Consider the following 14,015-nt stretch of genomic DNA (forward strand, 5'->3'; position numbering starts at 1 on the left):
AATTCTTACAGGGCTTCTCCAACTTTCTTCGCACAGTCATGCCAAGGCTCTCCATGCGGAGGATTTACTGCCGGCTTCGGACCTGTTGGAGCAGGTGTCGGAGCCGGAGCGGGAGTGTTTTGTGCCATATTCTGCTGTACAGGCTGCTGAACCGGAGCCGGTTTACTGTTCAAAGGTTGTCCTACCGGAATATCGCATCGATGTCCCGGTTCTCCGTGAGGTGGATTCATGCCTTTCGGAGTTTTTACGGTTTTTGCTTTTCCGCTTTGGTCTACGGCAAATTTTCCGGGTTTCAGAGAATTCGGATCAATCTGAATGGTCTGTCCCTGCGGAGCATTTACCGCAACATTCTGAGTTCCCTGTTGAGATTGTGCAGGAGCAGAATTTAATGGCTGTCCTACCGGGATATCACATCTGTGGCCGGGTTGGCCATGTGGCGGATTCATTCCCGGAGAAGTAACGGTGGAAGTTCCCGATCCTGTTGTTGTTTTAATTCCCGCCTGATCCAGAATAGACGCTTTAGGAGCCTGATTAACCGCTACAGGAGCCTGCTGAACTCCGGTTTCTTCTTTAAGATAAGTTGCTCTCTCATCCTTCTTACACGATACAGTAAATATAGAAATGGCAAGTATGCCTAACAATGTATTTTTCATATAAAACAAAATTAGCAAAACATTTTTAAATGCTTTGCCAATTTTATAATAATAGTGATATTTTAGAATTAATTCTTAACCAAAAGTCTGAATCCTTCTCCGTGTACGTTGATGATTTCCAGTCCTTCGTCGTCTTTCAGAAGTTTACGAAGTTTAGCAATATAAACGTCCATACTTCTTGCCGTAAAATAGTTTTCTTTCTTCCATATCTTTCTCAACGCTAAGTCTCTCGGCATGAAATCGTTTCTGTGGATGCAAAGAAGCTTCAACAATTCGTTTTCTTTTGGAGAAAGCTTGTATTCGTTATCGCCAACTCTCAGTTGTCTCAGCATAGAATCAAAGAAAATATTGCTGATCTTGAACTGTTCCTGCTCTTCATTTTCCAACGTGGAACTTCTCTGAAGAATTGCTTTAATTTTATATAAAAGAAGTTCGGTATCAAATGGTTTTGTAATGTAATCATCAGCTCCCAATTGATATCCTTTCAATATGTCTTCTCTCATATTTCTTGCAGTTAAGAAAATGATCGGTGTATTTTTATCTATCTTTTTTACGTCTTCTGCTAATGAAAAACCGTCTTTTTTAGGCATCATCACATCGAAAATACAGATATCGAATTCGTTTTCCGTAAATTCTTTCAACCCCTGTTCTCCGTCTGTAGCAAGAGTAACTTCGAAGTTATTTATCGTTAAATAATCCTTCAGCACTGCCCCAAAACTCTGGTCGTCTTCTACTAATAATATTCTGTTGCTCATAGTTTTAACTATTAATCGTTAATAATTTTGAATGAACAAGTCATTCTCCTCTTTTCTAATATTTGTTTATTGGTTAAATTTTTATCTACGCCATCGGAAGCTTAATCGTAAATGTACTTCCTTTTCCTTTTTGTGAATCCACAATAATCTGTCCTTTATGCAGTTCCACAATCTTTTTAACATAGGAAAGTCCTAAACCCTGTCCTTTCACATTATGAATATTTCCTGTTTCTTCCCTGAAGAATTTTTCGAAAATTTTTGTTTTATTCTGGGTTTCCATTCCCATTCCTTTATCTGAAATTTCAATTACATAAAAATGTCCTTCATTTCTTGTTTTAATAGAGATTTCAGGCGTTTCCGGCGAATATTTATTGGCGTTGTCTAAAAGATTTACCAACATATTCGAGATGTGGAATTCATCAATTTTAAAAGTATAATTCGTTGCATTAAATTCCTCCCTCAGCGTGCCGTTTCTCTGCTTTACAATAAGGCTGAAAGATTCTGCCGTTCTTCTGATCAATTCTCTTACGTTGGTTTCCTTCAGGAATAATTTCACTTCATTACGCTCAAGTTTAGACATATTCAGAACATTTTCCACCTGCTTTTTCATCCTCAGATTTTCCTGCTTAATCAGTTCCGAATAGTATTTTACCTTTTCCGGATTGGTTGCAATCTTATCATTCGCCAAAGAATCTGTTGCCACAGAAATTGTTGCCAGAGGAGTTTTAAACTCATGAGACATATTGTTGATAAAATCCGTTTTCACTTCCGCCATTTTTTTCTGCCTCATCATATAATTAATGGAAATAATATAAATTCCTAAAATTGTAAGCAGAGAAAGAAAAGTTCCCAAAAGCATCGGCCAGTTGTTCATGGCTAAAGAATAATCTTTCTTTGGAAATACCAGAGCGAGACTGTAAAGTGTTCTTTCTTTCTGATCTGTAAAAAGCGGATAACTATACGTATTGTTGTCTTTTTTCTCCTTATAATCTTTATTAAAAACTTTGGTAAGATTATTATTCTTATCAATAATTCCGTAACCAAATTTCGCGCTGATTCCTCTGATTTTTAATTCTTTGGTAATAACAGAATCTAAAATTTTTGCATCAACTCTTTTGCTGATCGGTAAATTATTTCCTATAATCTTCGCATATTCCTTCATCGCATAATCTCCATTCTCCAGATCCTGATTAATGTCTGCGGTAAGAATTTCACGATTGGTCGTATCTCTTTTTATTTTATAGGCGGCTTCATCAGAATACAATTTTGTAAGCTTGATGGAATCTCCCTGTTTGGAAATCGGAAGCTGACTTTTTTCAATAATATTTTTAGAGTAAATGATCTGTCTCTGCGTTCCGGAATCTTCTACCTGCTGAATCGTCGTTAACGTAGGCTGATCGCTGTTTGCTAAAATATTGTTTCTGAAATCTTTATTGTCAATATTTAAATATTTATCTACTTCAATTTCTTCCATGTTTTTGGAAGTACTTTCCAATGCGGAATACACTTTATTGGAAAACTCCTGTTCCAGTGCACCGTAATAATTTTTCAGCCAATAAAACTGGAGCGTAACAAAGACAATCAGTGAAATCGTCATAAACACCGAAATTATTGGGATGAACTTATTATTCATTTACTTTATTTTAATCGTTTTTGAAATAATGAGTGTTAAAATTAATTATTTTATGACTTGATAAACAAAAAACGCGCCATAAAATTGTGTAATTTTTCTTAAAAAGGTGTTATTTAACATTTTTTTATAAATTTTAACTTAGTTGTACAACAAAAGTCATTGCAAAAAAAATGGAAAGTAAAAATTTACTCTCCATTTTTTTTATTGCTAAAGTATTTCCTCGTCCTGAAAATACTGAATAATTGCTTTCTTCATCAAAAGCTGCTGCTCATTCGGTTTCAGTTCCGGAAGATCTTCCAGCTTATCGAAGTGAGGATATCCATCGTCGTCGTAATGCGAAAATTTATAATATCCGAAAGGCTCCAGTAATCTGCACACTGCAATGTGGATTAAGTTCACCTTATCATCTTTTGTATATTTCTGCTGTCCGCTTCCCAGTTCCTGAAGTCCGATCAGGAAAAGGTAGGTTTCTATCGGAGCATTTTTTTCCGTATCGAAATTTTCAATGAAAAATTGCTCTACTTTTTGCCATAGTTCCGCTTCGTTCATCATAATGTATCAATCAATTCTCCGTGTTATTATTTTTGTCCTGCTCTTCAGATGTTGCCGCATCCTGTTTTCTTGCGAGATTCAGAAGCTGTTCGAATTTTTCATTCTTCCTTTCGCGGAGGTATTCCTGTTTTTCAATTCTGTTGATTCTGTTTTTCTGAAAAAGGTAATACACCACCGCAAGACCAAAGAAAATAATCAGGAGTGTCATAAAATCGGTTTAATATTTATTTTCTAATTTCATCAGGAAAGCATATTCCAAAGCATCTTCTTTCAGAGATTCAAATCTTCCGCTCGCTCCGCCGTGTCCTGCACTCATATCTGTTTTGAAAATCAGGATATTGTCATCCGTTTTCAGCTCTCGGAGTTTTGCCGTCCATTTTGCCGGTTCCCAATACTGTACCTGCGAATCGTGCAATCCGGTGGTAATCAATAGATTTGGGTAATCTTTGGCTTCCACATTATCGTACGGCGAATATTCTTTCATATAATGATAATATTCTTCGTCATTCGGATTTCCCCATTCGTCGTATTCTCCTGTCGTTAAAGGGATGGTTTCGTCCAGCATGGTCGTTACAACGTCCACAAAAGGAACCTGTGCTACAATTCCGTTAAACAGGGAAGGTTCATAATTCATTACTGCTCCCACCAATAGTCCTCCTGCGCTTCCGCCCATGGCGTACAAGTGCTTTGAAGAAGTATAATTTTCTTTAATTAAAAATTTTCCGGCATCAATAAAATCGAAGAATGTATTTTTCTTGAACAGCATTTTTCCGTCTTCATACCATTCTCTTCCCAGATATTCTCCGCCTCGGATGTGGGCAATCGCATAAATGAAACCTCTGTCTAAAATGGAAAGTCTCACGTTCGAAAAACTCGCATCAACGGTATGTCCGTAGCTTCCATAACCATATAAAAGTAAAGGCGTATCCGCAGATTTTGGGGTGTCTTTATGGTAAACCAGAGAAATAGGAACTTTCGCTTCTCCGTCTCTGGAATCTGCCCAGATTCTTTCGGAAATATAATTTTCGGCAAAGAATTTTCCGCCCAAAACTTCCTGTTGTTTCAGAAGCTTTGTGGTTTTTTCCTTCATATTATATTCGTAGGTGGAACTTGGCTGTGTAAGAGAAGTGTAGCCGTAGCGGAGAACTTCCGTATCAAATTCCAGATTTACTCCGATGTAAGCGGTATAAGTAGGATCTGAAAAAGGCAGATAATGCGATTCCTGCGTTTTTTCGTCAATAATTTTAATCTGTAACAGACCTTGTTCTCTTTCCTCAAGAACCAGATAGTTTTTAAAGATCTCAAAACCCTCCAGCAGAACTTCCGGACGATGCGGAATGACATCCACCCAGTTTTCAATGCCACAGTTATTAATCTTTGTCTTTACAATTTTGAAATTGAAAGCATCGTCTGCGTTGGTAATGATGTAGAATTCATCTTCGTAATGTTCAACCGAATATTCCAGATCATCTATTCTGGGCTGAATAATCGTCCAGTCTGCGAAAACATCATCCGAAGGAATAAATCTGTGCTCATCCGAAATGGTACTCGAACTGGCAATGAAAATATATTCCAGAGATTTGGTTTTGAAAACATTAACGTCGAATGTATCATCTTTTTCGTGGAAAATAAGCACATCATCCGAAGAATCTGTTCCCAATTTATGTCTATACACCTGAAAAGCTCTTAAGCTTTCATCTTTTCTGATGTAGAAAATATGTTCGTTATCATTTGCCCAGACTGCTTTTCCTGTGGTGTTTTCAATTTCATCAGGAAGAGTTTCGCCGGTCTGTAAATTTTTGAATTTAATGGTGTAAATTCTTCGGCTCACATTATCCGTTGAAAATGAAGCCAATTGGTTGTTTGGAGAAACAGCAACGCTTCCTACTTCAAAATAATTTTCGCCTTCTGCCAAAACATTAACATCCAGAATAATTTCTTCTTCGTTTTCAAGACTTTGGTATTTTCTGCAGAAAATAGGATATTCTTTTCCCTCTTCATAACGAACGATATACCAGTATTCGTTAAAGAAATAAGGTAAAGATTCGTCGTCTTTTTTATAGCGGGCTTTCATTTCCTCAAAAAGTTCTTCCTGAAAAGGTTCTGTATCTTTCATGATGAAATCTGCATACGCATTTTCTTCTTCAAGATATTGTATCACTTCCGGATTTTCTCTTTCGTTGAGCCAGAAATAGGGGTCAATCCTTTTATCACCGTGTGTTTCAAGTATTTTTTCTATTTTTTTTGCCTTTGGAGCTTCCATTCAATATTAATTCTTGTTCAAATTTAGTTAAAAAAAAACCATCTTTCCGGTAAGAAAAGACGGTTCCTGTATATTTTTGTATTAAAACTTACTTGTGTAGCGCTTTAATATACTTTTCCAAAGCCATCGTCATGGACGGAGTTTCCTTTGTAGGAGCCATTAAATCTACTTTCAGCCCTGCTTCTTCTGCTGCTGCTGAAGTGGTTGCGCCAAAAACGCCGATTTTTGTTTCTTCCTGTTTGAAATCCGGAAAATTCTGCTGTAAAGACTTTATTCCCTGCGGACTGAAGAAGATCAGCATATCATAATCTTTTACATTAATGTCTGTAAGATCGCTGCAAACCGTTCTGTACATGATGGCTCTTTTCCAGTCTACATTAGAAGCTTCCATTGTTTTTGTAATATCCGGGCTTAAAACATCTGATGAGGGCAAAAGATATTTTTCGCTCGGGAATTTTTTAAACAGCGGAAGAAGGTCCGAGAAATTCTTTTCCCCGAAGCTGATCTTTCTTTTTCTGTATACAATATGCTTTTGAAGATAGTTCGCAATGGCTTCCGACTGACAGATGTATCTCATCGTATCAGGAACCGAAAAACGAAGCTCTTCAGCTAATCTGAAGTAATGGTCGATCGCATTTTTACTCGTGAAAATAATTCCGGTATATTGTGTAAGATCGATCTTTTGTGTTCTAAGCTCTTTATTGTCAACTCCTTCGACGTGGATGAAAGGGCGGAAATCAATCTTTATCTTTTCCTTCTTTGCAATTTCCAGGTACGGAGACGACTCACTTGGCGCTGGTTGAGAAACCAATATAGACTTTATTCTCATCATTGACAGTTATTAAAAAAACAATAGTTTCCAAAGCAACAAAACGGGTGCAATTTGGAGCGTGCAAATATACAAAAATTTATAATACCATTTCTCGGGTAAAATGTTGTTCTTATGAAATAAATAGAAAAACACCTTGAAAATGAATACAAAAGAGAAAAAGAAAATGTAATATAAAAACATTTTATTTCTGTCGATCGGGAAATAATAGTGGGTTACACATAAAATTATTAACAAAAAAGACAGGATAAAATAAAATTTTGTAGAGGTAAAATAAAAAACAGTCCATTTTTTTCCGTCACCAATGCTTTGGAAAAATAAAAATCCTAAAGTTGATTTTACTGCATAAAAAAGAATAACCGCAATTAAACAAAAACCGAATTTATTAAGCTGATATCCCAAAACCTGAAGATCGGCAACATATTTGGGAACAACAGGAATATACTGCGAGATCAAAACCGAAAGCGTAAGTGTAATAACGCAGGAGGTGATTACCCAGCTCGGAAGGTTGTTACTGGCATCAAAATATTTTTGAAGCAGAAAGTCTTTCAGGTTGGCTTCTCTTTCTACGACGTTCATCATAAAAAGGTATAAAAAGATACAGCCCAGCAATATAAAGATTACCCAATCGTTATTTTCAGGTATTCTTACATGATTTATAAATGTTTGTGATAACGGCAACGGAATTTTTTTGCAAAATTATAGATTATTTTGTATAAAATAAAAAGGTTAAATAAACTATCTTTGCAAACTGAAATGAAAAAACTGGTCATAATTCCGACTTACAACGAAAAGGAAAATATTGAAAATATTATTTCCGCAGTTTTTGCATTGGAAGATGACTTTCATATTTTGGTAGTGGATGACTCGTCTCCTGATGGAACGGCGGATCTGGTGAAGGATTTACAGAAAAAATTCCCGCACTATCTTCATCTTTCGATACGAAAAGTGAAAGATGGTTTGGGAAAAGCATATATTCATGGTTTTAAATGGGCAATCGAAAACAAGTATGACTATATTTTCGAAATGGATGCCGATTTTTCGCACAACCCGAATGATCTTCCTAAGCTGTATGAAGCCTGTTTAAATGCAGATATGGCAATCGGTTCCCGGTATTCCAAAGGGGTAAATGTGGTAAACTGGCCAATGGGACGTGTTTTGCTGTCTTATTTCGCTTCAAAATATGTGCGGTTTGTTTTAGGACTTCCGATTCATGATACCACGGCAGGTTTTGTCTGCTTTTCAAGAAAGGTGCTGGAAGAAATTGGTTTGGATAACGTAAAATTAAAAGGATACGGATTTCAGATCGAAATGAAATTCAGGGCTTTTAAAAAAGGATTTAAAATTGTAGAAGTTCCTATTATTTTTACAAACAGAATTCTAGGAGAAAGCAAAATGAATGGCGGTATCATTCATGAAGCCGTTTTTGGAGTTTTAAATTTAAAATGGAAATCCATCATCAACAGATTATGAAAAAGCTGATCTTCATTTTCGTTCTGATGTGTCTGTTTTCATGCGGAGACTACATCGATAAGCCTAAAAATCTGATCCCGAAAGATCAGATGGCAGAAATTATGGCTGATCTTTACATTAACGATCAGGCGACTTTCATGTATCCCAACACGAATCTGGAGGCAGGAACAAGATATATCCTGAAAACGCACAACGTAAAATCTCAGGATTTTGTCGAAAGCTTCAAATATTATGTAGTAAAGGAACAGATGAGCAGTATCGCAGATGATGCCCAGAAAATAATATTAGAGAAAGATCCGAAAGCGGATCAGTATGTAAAGGATAAAAAAAATAAAACAGGAAATCTTCAGAATCCTCCTGCTTTATCGAGATAATTTAAGATGCAAAAGTTTTTTAATATAGAAAAAACCTCTGAGGGAAAGGCGAGAGCCGGAGAACTTACCACAGATCACGGGACAATTCAGACGCCTATTTTTATGCCTGTAGGAACCGTTGCAAGTGTAAAAACAGTTCATCAGAGAGAATTAAAAGAAGATATCAAAGCCCAGATTATTCTGGGGAATACCTATCATTTATACCTTCGTCCGGGAATGGAAGTCATGCAGGAAGCAGGAGGTTTGCATAAATTCATGAACTGGGATCTGCCGATTCTTACGGATTCGGGAGGTTTTCAGGTGTTTTCACTGGCAAGCAGCAGAAAAATGTCTGAAGAAGGAGCCCGATTCAAATCTCATATCGACGGAAGTTACCATATGTTTTCTCCCGAAAAATCCATGGAGATCCAGAGACAGATCGGAGCCGATATTTTTATGGCTTTTGATGAATGTGTGGCGTATCCATGCGAATACAATCAGGCAAAAACATCAATGGAACTTACACACCGTTGGTTAAAAAGATGTATTGAATGGACGGAAAACAATCCTGAGTTGTACGGTCACAAGCAAAGACTTTTCCCCATTGTTCAGGGATCTACTTTTTCAGATTTAAGAAAAATTTCCGCAGAAGTCATTGCGGAAGCGGGTGCTGAAGGAAACGCAATCGGCGGTCTTTCCGTAGGCGAACCTGAAGAGGAGATGTACAGAATTACGGATGAGGTTACCGATATTCTGCCAAAAGAAAAACCGAGATATTTAATGGGAGTGGGAACTCCGTGGAATATTCTGGAATCCATCGGTCTAGGTATTGATATGATGGATTGTGTGATGCCGACGAGAAATGCCAGAAACGCAATGCTTTTCACATGGAAAGGGGTAATGAATATGAAAAACGAAAAGTGGAAGAAAGATTTTTCGCCTCTGGACGAATTTGGAACAAGTTTCGTAGACAGAGAATATTCTAAAGCGTATGTAAGACATTTGTTTGTTTCTAAAGAATATCTGGCAAAACAGATTGCTTCTATTCATAACTTAGCCTTTTATCTGGATCTGGTAAAAGTGGCAAGAGAACATATTATGGCAGGAGATTTCTATCAGTGGAAAAATTCGGTGGTTCCAATTCTTCGTCAGAGATTATAATTAAAAATAAAAACGCAGTAAAATGCTTAAAATAATAGACCGATATATCGTTAGAAAATACCTTGGAACATTCAGTTTCATGCTGATATTGCTGTCTATTGTTGTTTTGGTGATCGATGTTCAGCAGAAAATTCCAAGAATTGAAAATGCAACGGCATTAGACCCAAAACTTAACGTTACCTATTTCCTGATTCACTTTTATCCTTTCTGGATCGTGAATCTGGTGATGACGTTTCTTTCTATTCTCGTCTTTATTTCGGTGATTTATTTCACCTCAAGAATGGCAAACAATACAGAGATTGTTGCCGTCATCAGCAGTGGAGCGAGCTTTCACAGATTTGCAAGGCCTTATTTGCTTACGTCGTTGTTTATTGCTGTTTTGTCATTGGGAATCAATCACTTTCTGCTTCCGTGGGCGAATATTCAGAAAAACCAGCTTGAAGCCTATACCTACAATGCAACCAATAAAGAGAAAGTTTTAGGGACGGCTCCGGTTTCTGCACAACTAAGCAAAACCGAATATATCTTTATCAATTCCTGGAACAAAAGAGACAAAAGAGGTTCAGGATTCGTCTATCAGAAGTTCGATAAGGACAGAAGAATGACGTACGAGCTAAAGGCTTCCGATGTTTCGTGGGATAAAGACAAAAAAGAATTTGTCCTAAATTCCTATACGGAAAAAACCATCAATAAAGACGATACAGAGAAATTATCCAGCGGCTTCGATCTGAAGAAAAAATACGGTCATGATCCTGAAGAACTTTTCCCGAATGAACTTTTAGGGCAGAATAAAACAACACCGGAACTGATAAAATTCATCAAAAGAGAAACTGAAAAAGGAAACAGCAACTTAAATGCGCACTTAAATGAGCTTCATCAAAGAACCTCAATGCCTTTTTCCATCGTTATTCTTACCTTTCTGGCGCTCTCACTTTCTTCGCAGAAAAAACGCGGCGGATTGGGAATTAACTTAGCTCTTGGTATTTCTTTAGCCTTTGTTTTCGTATTTTCCTTTGAAGCTTTAAAAGTGGTTTCGGAAAATAAAAGTATTTCTCCGGCTTTGGCGATGTGGCTTCCCAATATAATCTTTTTACCGCTTGCTGCTTTTCTTTACATTAAAAGAGCCAATCAGTAAAGTAATTTTACCTCTTTGTGATAGAAAGACTGTAGTCCGTCATTTTCAAGATCAATCCAGAGTTCACCTTTTTCGTCAGCCTTTTTGATGATGCCATTTTGGCGTGTTTTTTCAATTTCGAAAACAGATATTTCGTCTTTGCGGAACAGGTTTGCATTGAAAAGTTTGAGAATTTCCTCTTCCGAAGGAATATTTTTCAGTTTTTCGGTTAAAAAATCATGAAGTTTTATCGTAAAATCATTCAGGTTAAAATTTCTTCCGGTCTGCGTTAAAAGCGATCCTGCATTGGAAATTTCAAATTTTTCCTGCAAAATATTGAATCCGGCTCCGATGAGGAAATAATTATTCTGGTTGATTTTTTTCTTTTCAATAAGAATTCCGACGATTTTTTTATTTTTAAGAATCATATCATTCGGCCATTTTATTTTCACGTCACAGTCAGTCAAATTGGCAAGGAAATCCCGTATTGCAATTGCGGTATAATAATTGAACATAAAATCCGAGACTGTAAAGTGTTCAGCCTTTACAGCAAGAGTATACGCCAAATTTTTTTCAGCCGTTGAAGACCATGTATTTCCGTACTGTCCGCGACCTTTCGTCTGATTGAATGTATGAACTGCAATAAAATCTGAATCTCCGTAAAGTAAAAACTTAGATATTTCGTCATTAGTAGAAGAACATTCTTTCAGATAAAACAGTGCACTCATTTAAGAAAACTTTAAGACTTTAAAAGGCTAAAAATAAGGCTAAAGTAAAAGAAAAACAATAAATTTGCAGATTATAGTATTTTTTAATGAATAAAACAGTAGAAAAACAAGCGCTAATAGATAAAATTGTAGAGGCTATCCAGGATGTAAAAGGTGAAGATATCATGATCTTTGATCTTTCCAATATCGAAAATTCAGTAGCAGAAACGTTCATCATTTGTAGCGGAAACTCAAATACGCAGGTTTCGGCGTTGGCGGGAAGTGTAGAGAAAAAAGTAAGAAACGACCTTAAAGATAGACCTTGGCACGTAGAAGGTACCGAAAACTCCATGTGGGTTTTGGTAGATTACGTTTCCGTGGTAGTCCACATTTTCCAGAAAGAAGTAAGAGAGTATTATGATATTGAAGAACTTTGGGGAGATGCTGTGATTACGAAAATCGAAAATTAATTATAAATTTTAAAAAGTATAAATGAACAATAAAGGATTTAACTGGTTTTTTCCTATCATGATTGTAGCACTTGTGCTGTTCTTTGTTGCCAATTCTATGGGCGACAGCACAGGTAAGACAATTGATGAAGACGGTTTCTTCAGAGAAATGCAGGCAGGAAAAATCCAGAGAGTTTTAATTGACAAACAGGCTCAGAAAGCTGATGTATTTTTAACGCAGGCTGCCAAAACAGCTACCGTAAAAAAAGACGATAAATCTAATCCTTTTTCGGGGCTTATGATGGCTCCAAAGGCAGATTACTCGCTTAAATATGGAGATCTTAGACTTTTCCTTGAAAAATTTGATGCCATCAGAATGCAAAATCCGGCGATAAAAACGTCTAAAGATTATGCGGAAGGCGAAAGTCCGTTAACGAGCTTTTTAATTCAGGCTTTAATCTGGATTGCGATTTTAGGAGTTTTCTATTTCCTTCTTTTCAGAAAAATGGGAAGCGGAGGCGGACCGGGCGGACAAATTTTCTCCATCGGAAAGTCTAAAGCAAAACTTTTTGACGAAAAAGAAAGAATTCAGGTAACATTCAAAGATGTTGCAGGTCTTGAAGGTGCTAAAGAAGAGGTCCAGGAAGTTGTGGATTTCCTTAAAAACTCAGAAAAATATACCAAACTGGGAGGTAAAATTCCGAAAGGAGTTCTTTTGGTAGGTCCTCCGGGAACCGGTAAAACATTATTGGCAAAAGCAGTAGCCGGAGAGGCGAAAGTTCCTTTCTTCTCGCTTTCAGGTTCAGATTTTGTGGAAATGTTTGTTGGGGTAGGAGCTTCAAGAGTAAGAGACCTTTTTGCACAGGCAAAAGCAAAATCTCCAGCGATTATCTTTATTGATGAGATCGATGCCATCGGACGTGCAAGAGGAAAAAATAATTTCTCAGGCGGAAACGACGAAAGAGAAAATACGCTTAACCAGCTTTTAACTGAAATGGATGGTTTCGGAACCGATACGAACGTTATTGTAATGGCTGCAACCAACAGAGCGGATATTCTGGATAAAGCTTTAATGAGAGCCGGACGTTTTGACCGTTCCATTTATGTAGACCTTCCGGAATTGCACGAAAGAAGACAGATTTTTGATGTTCATTTAAAGAAAATCAAACTTGATGATAATGTAGACAGAGAATTCCTTGCAAAACAAACGCCGGGATTCAGTGGAGCTGATATTGCGAATGTTTGTAATGAAGCAGCATTAATTGCCGCAAGAAACAACCATACTTCGGTAACGAAACAGGATTTCCTTGATGCGGTTGACAGAATTATCGGGGGTCTTGAAAAGAAAAATAAAGCTATTAAGCCTTCTGAAAAAAGAAGAGTTGCTTATCACGAAGCGGGACACGCTACGATTTCATGGTTGGTAGAACACGCTTCACCGCTATTGAAAGTAACTATTGTTCCGAGAGGACGTTCTTTGGGAGCAGCTTGGTATCTTCCGGAAGAAAGACAGTTGACAACTACAGAGCAAATGCTGGACGAAATGTGTGCAACACTGGGTGGTAGAGCTGCAGAGCAGGTGATATTCAACAATATTTCTACAGGAGCGCTTTCTGATCTTGAAAGTGTAACGAAAAGAGCTCAGGCAATGGTAACCATCTACGGTTTAAGTCCGAATATCGGGAATATCTCTTACTATGACAGTTCAGGACAGTCTGAATATTCTTTCGGAAAACCTTATTCTGAAGAAACAGCGAAGAAAATTGATATTGAGATTAAAGGAATTATCGAAAATCAGTATGACAGAGCAGTTCAGATTTTAACTGAGAATAAAGACAAGCTTGATGCTTTGGCAAGTAAGCTGTTAGAAAAAGAAGTAATCTTCCGTGAAGATCTTGAAGAAATTTTCGGAAAGAGAGCATGGGATCCCGAATTAACAGAGAAACCTGTTACCAATACGATTCCGGATGCCAAAGAACCGCAAGAAGAGATTCTTATCAAAGAAAAAGAAGGAGACAGCGAAATTCAGGCTCCTGAAAGCCCTACACAGCTTTAAAATTTCTTAGAATTTAA

15 protein-coding genes are annotated in these 14,015 nt (G+C 37.1%); 6 read left to right on the forward strand and 9 right to left on the reverse strand.

The genetic code is table 11. From position 1 onward, the window contains the following. Positions 1–5: 5 nt before the first annotated feature. From BW951_RS07870 to BW951_RS07905, 8 genes are all read right to left on the reverse strand, one after another. Entirely contained in the window at positions 6–653 is a 648-nt protein-coding gene (locus tag BW951_RS07870; protein WP_076391542.1) for a hypothetical protein, read from the reverse strand. A 68-nt stretch (positions 654–721) separates the two neighbouring features. After that, on the reverse strand, positions 722–1,408 hold the full coding sequence (locus BW951_RS07875; RefSeq protein ID WP_027380477.1) for a response regulator transcription factor: 687 nt from the start codon (positions 1,406–1,408) through the stop codon (positions 722–724). 85 nt (positions 1,409–1,493) lie between these two features. Further along, positions 1,494–3,041, reverse strand: a complete 1,548-nt coding sequence (locus BW951_RS07880; RefSeq protein WP_076391544.1) for a sensor histidine kinase — start codon at positions 3,039–3,041, stop codon at positions 1,494–1,496. 207 nt (positions 3,042–3,248) lie between these two features. Then, complete coding sequence (locus BW951_RS07885) at positions 3,249–3,593, reverse strand: hypothetical protein (protein WP_076391546.1); 345 nt, start codon at positions 3,591–3,593, stop codon at positions 3,249–3,251. 10 nt (positions 3,594–3,603) lie between these two features. Beyond that, positions 3,604–3,801 (reverse strand): hypothetical protein, encoded by a 198-nt coding sequence (locus tag BW951_RS07890; protein ID WP_076391549.1) that lies wholly within the window; start codon positions 3,799–3,801, stop codon positions 3,604–3,606. 9 nt (positions 3,802–3,810) lie between these two features. After that, positions 3,811–5,856, reverse strand: coding sequence for a S9 family peptidase (locus tag BW951_RS07895; protein ID WP_076391551.1), 2,046 nt, complete (start codon positions 5,854–5,856; stop codon positions 3,811–3,813). An 88-nt stretch (positions 5,857–5,944) separates the two neighbouring features. Next, positions 5,945–6,685, reverse strand: a complete 741-nt coding sequence (locus BW951_RS07900; RefSeq protein WP_076391975.1) for a uroporphyrinogen-III synthase — start codon at positions 6,683–6,685, stop codon at positions 5,945–5,947. Between the two features lie 12 nt (positions 6,686–6,697). Then, the gene (locus BW951_RS07905) at positions 6,698–7,366 is read right to left on the reverse strand and encodes a DUF4271 domain-containing protein (RefSeq protein WP_084196384.1); all 669 of its coding nucleotides are present in this window, start codon (positions 7,364–7,366) and stop codon (positions 6,698–6,700) included. Positions 7,367–7,441: 75 nt separating this feature from the next. Between BW951_RS07905 and BW951_RS07910 the strand changes: the two genes are divergently transcribed. Genes BW951_RS07910 through BW951_RS07925 form a run of 4 tightly spaced genes read left to right on the forward strand, consistent with a single transcriptional unit; the run spans position 7,442 to position 10,807 of the window. Continuing rightward, positions 7,442–8,158, forward strand: coding sequence for a polyprenol monophosphomannose synthase (locus BW951_RS07910; protein ID WP_076391555.1), 717 nt, complete (start codon positions 7,442–7,444; stop codon positions 8,156–8,158). Further along, entirely contained in the window at positions 8,155–8,532 is a 378-nt protein-coding gene (locus tag BW951_RS07915; protein ID WP_076391977.1) for a DUF4296 domain-containing protein, read from the forward strand. The genes BW951_RS07910 and BW951_RS07915 overlap by 4 nt, the downstream gene beginning before the upstream one ends. 6 nt (positions 8,533–8,538) lie before the next feature. After that, positions 8,539–9,672 (forward strand): tRNA guanosine(34) transglycosylase Tgt, encoded by a 1,134-nt coding sequence (gene tgt, locus BW951_RS07920; RefSeq protein WP_076391557.1) that lies wholly within the window; start codon positions 8,539–8,541, stop codon positions 9,670–9,672. A gap of 22 nt (positions 9,673–9,694) precedes the next feature. Then, the gene (locus tag BW951_RS07925; protein ID WP_076391559.1) at positions 9,695–10,807 is read left to right on the forward strand and encodes an LptF/LptG family permease; all 1,113 of its coding nucleotides are present in this window, start codon (positions 9,695–9,697) and stop codon (positions 10,805–10,807) included. Here BW951_RS07925 and BW951_RS07930 read toward each other — a convergent pair. Continuing rightward, a complete protein-coding gene (locus tag BW951_RS07930; protein WP_076391561.1) occupies positions 10,801–11,514 on the reverse strand; it encodes a biotin--[acetyl-CoA-carboxylase] ligase in 714 nt (237 codons plus the stop codon). The two genes, BW951_RS07925 and BW951_RS07930, sit on opposite strands and share 7 nt — an antisense overlap. Positions 11,515–11,600: 86 nt before the next feature. Here BW951_RS07930 and rsfS point away from each other — a divergent pair, with 86 nt between their 5' ends. Both rsfS and ftsH read left to right on the forward strand, forming a co-directional pair. Beyond that, the gene (rsfS, locus tag BW951_RS07935; protein ID WP_076391563.1) at positions 11,601–11,963 is read left to right on the forward strand and encodes a ribosome silencing factor; all 363 of its coding nucleotides are present in this window, start codon (positions 11,601–11,603) and stop codon (positions 11,961–11,963) included. A 22-nt stretch (positions 11,964–11,985) separates the two neighbouring features. Then, the gene (gene ftsH / locus BW951_RS07940) at positions 11,986–13,998 is read left to right on the forward strand and encodes an ATP-dependent zinc metalloprotease FtsH (RefSeq protein ID WP_076391565.1); all 2,013 of its coding nucleotides are present in this window, start codon (positions 11,986–11,988) and stop codon (positions 13,996–13,998) included. Positions 13,999–14,015 lie beyond the last annotated feature (17 nt).

The sequence above is a fragment of the Chryseobacterium gambrini genome, assembly GCF_900156825.1.
Taxonomy (GTDB): Bacteria; Bacteroidota; Bacteroidia; order Flavobacteriales; family Weeksellaceae; genus Chryseobacterium; species Chryseobacterium gambrini.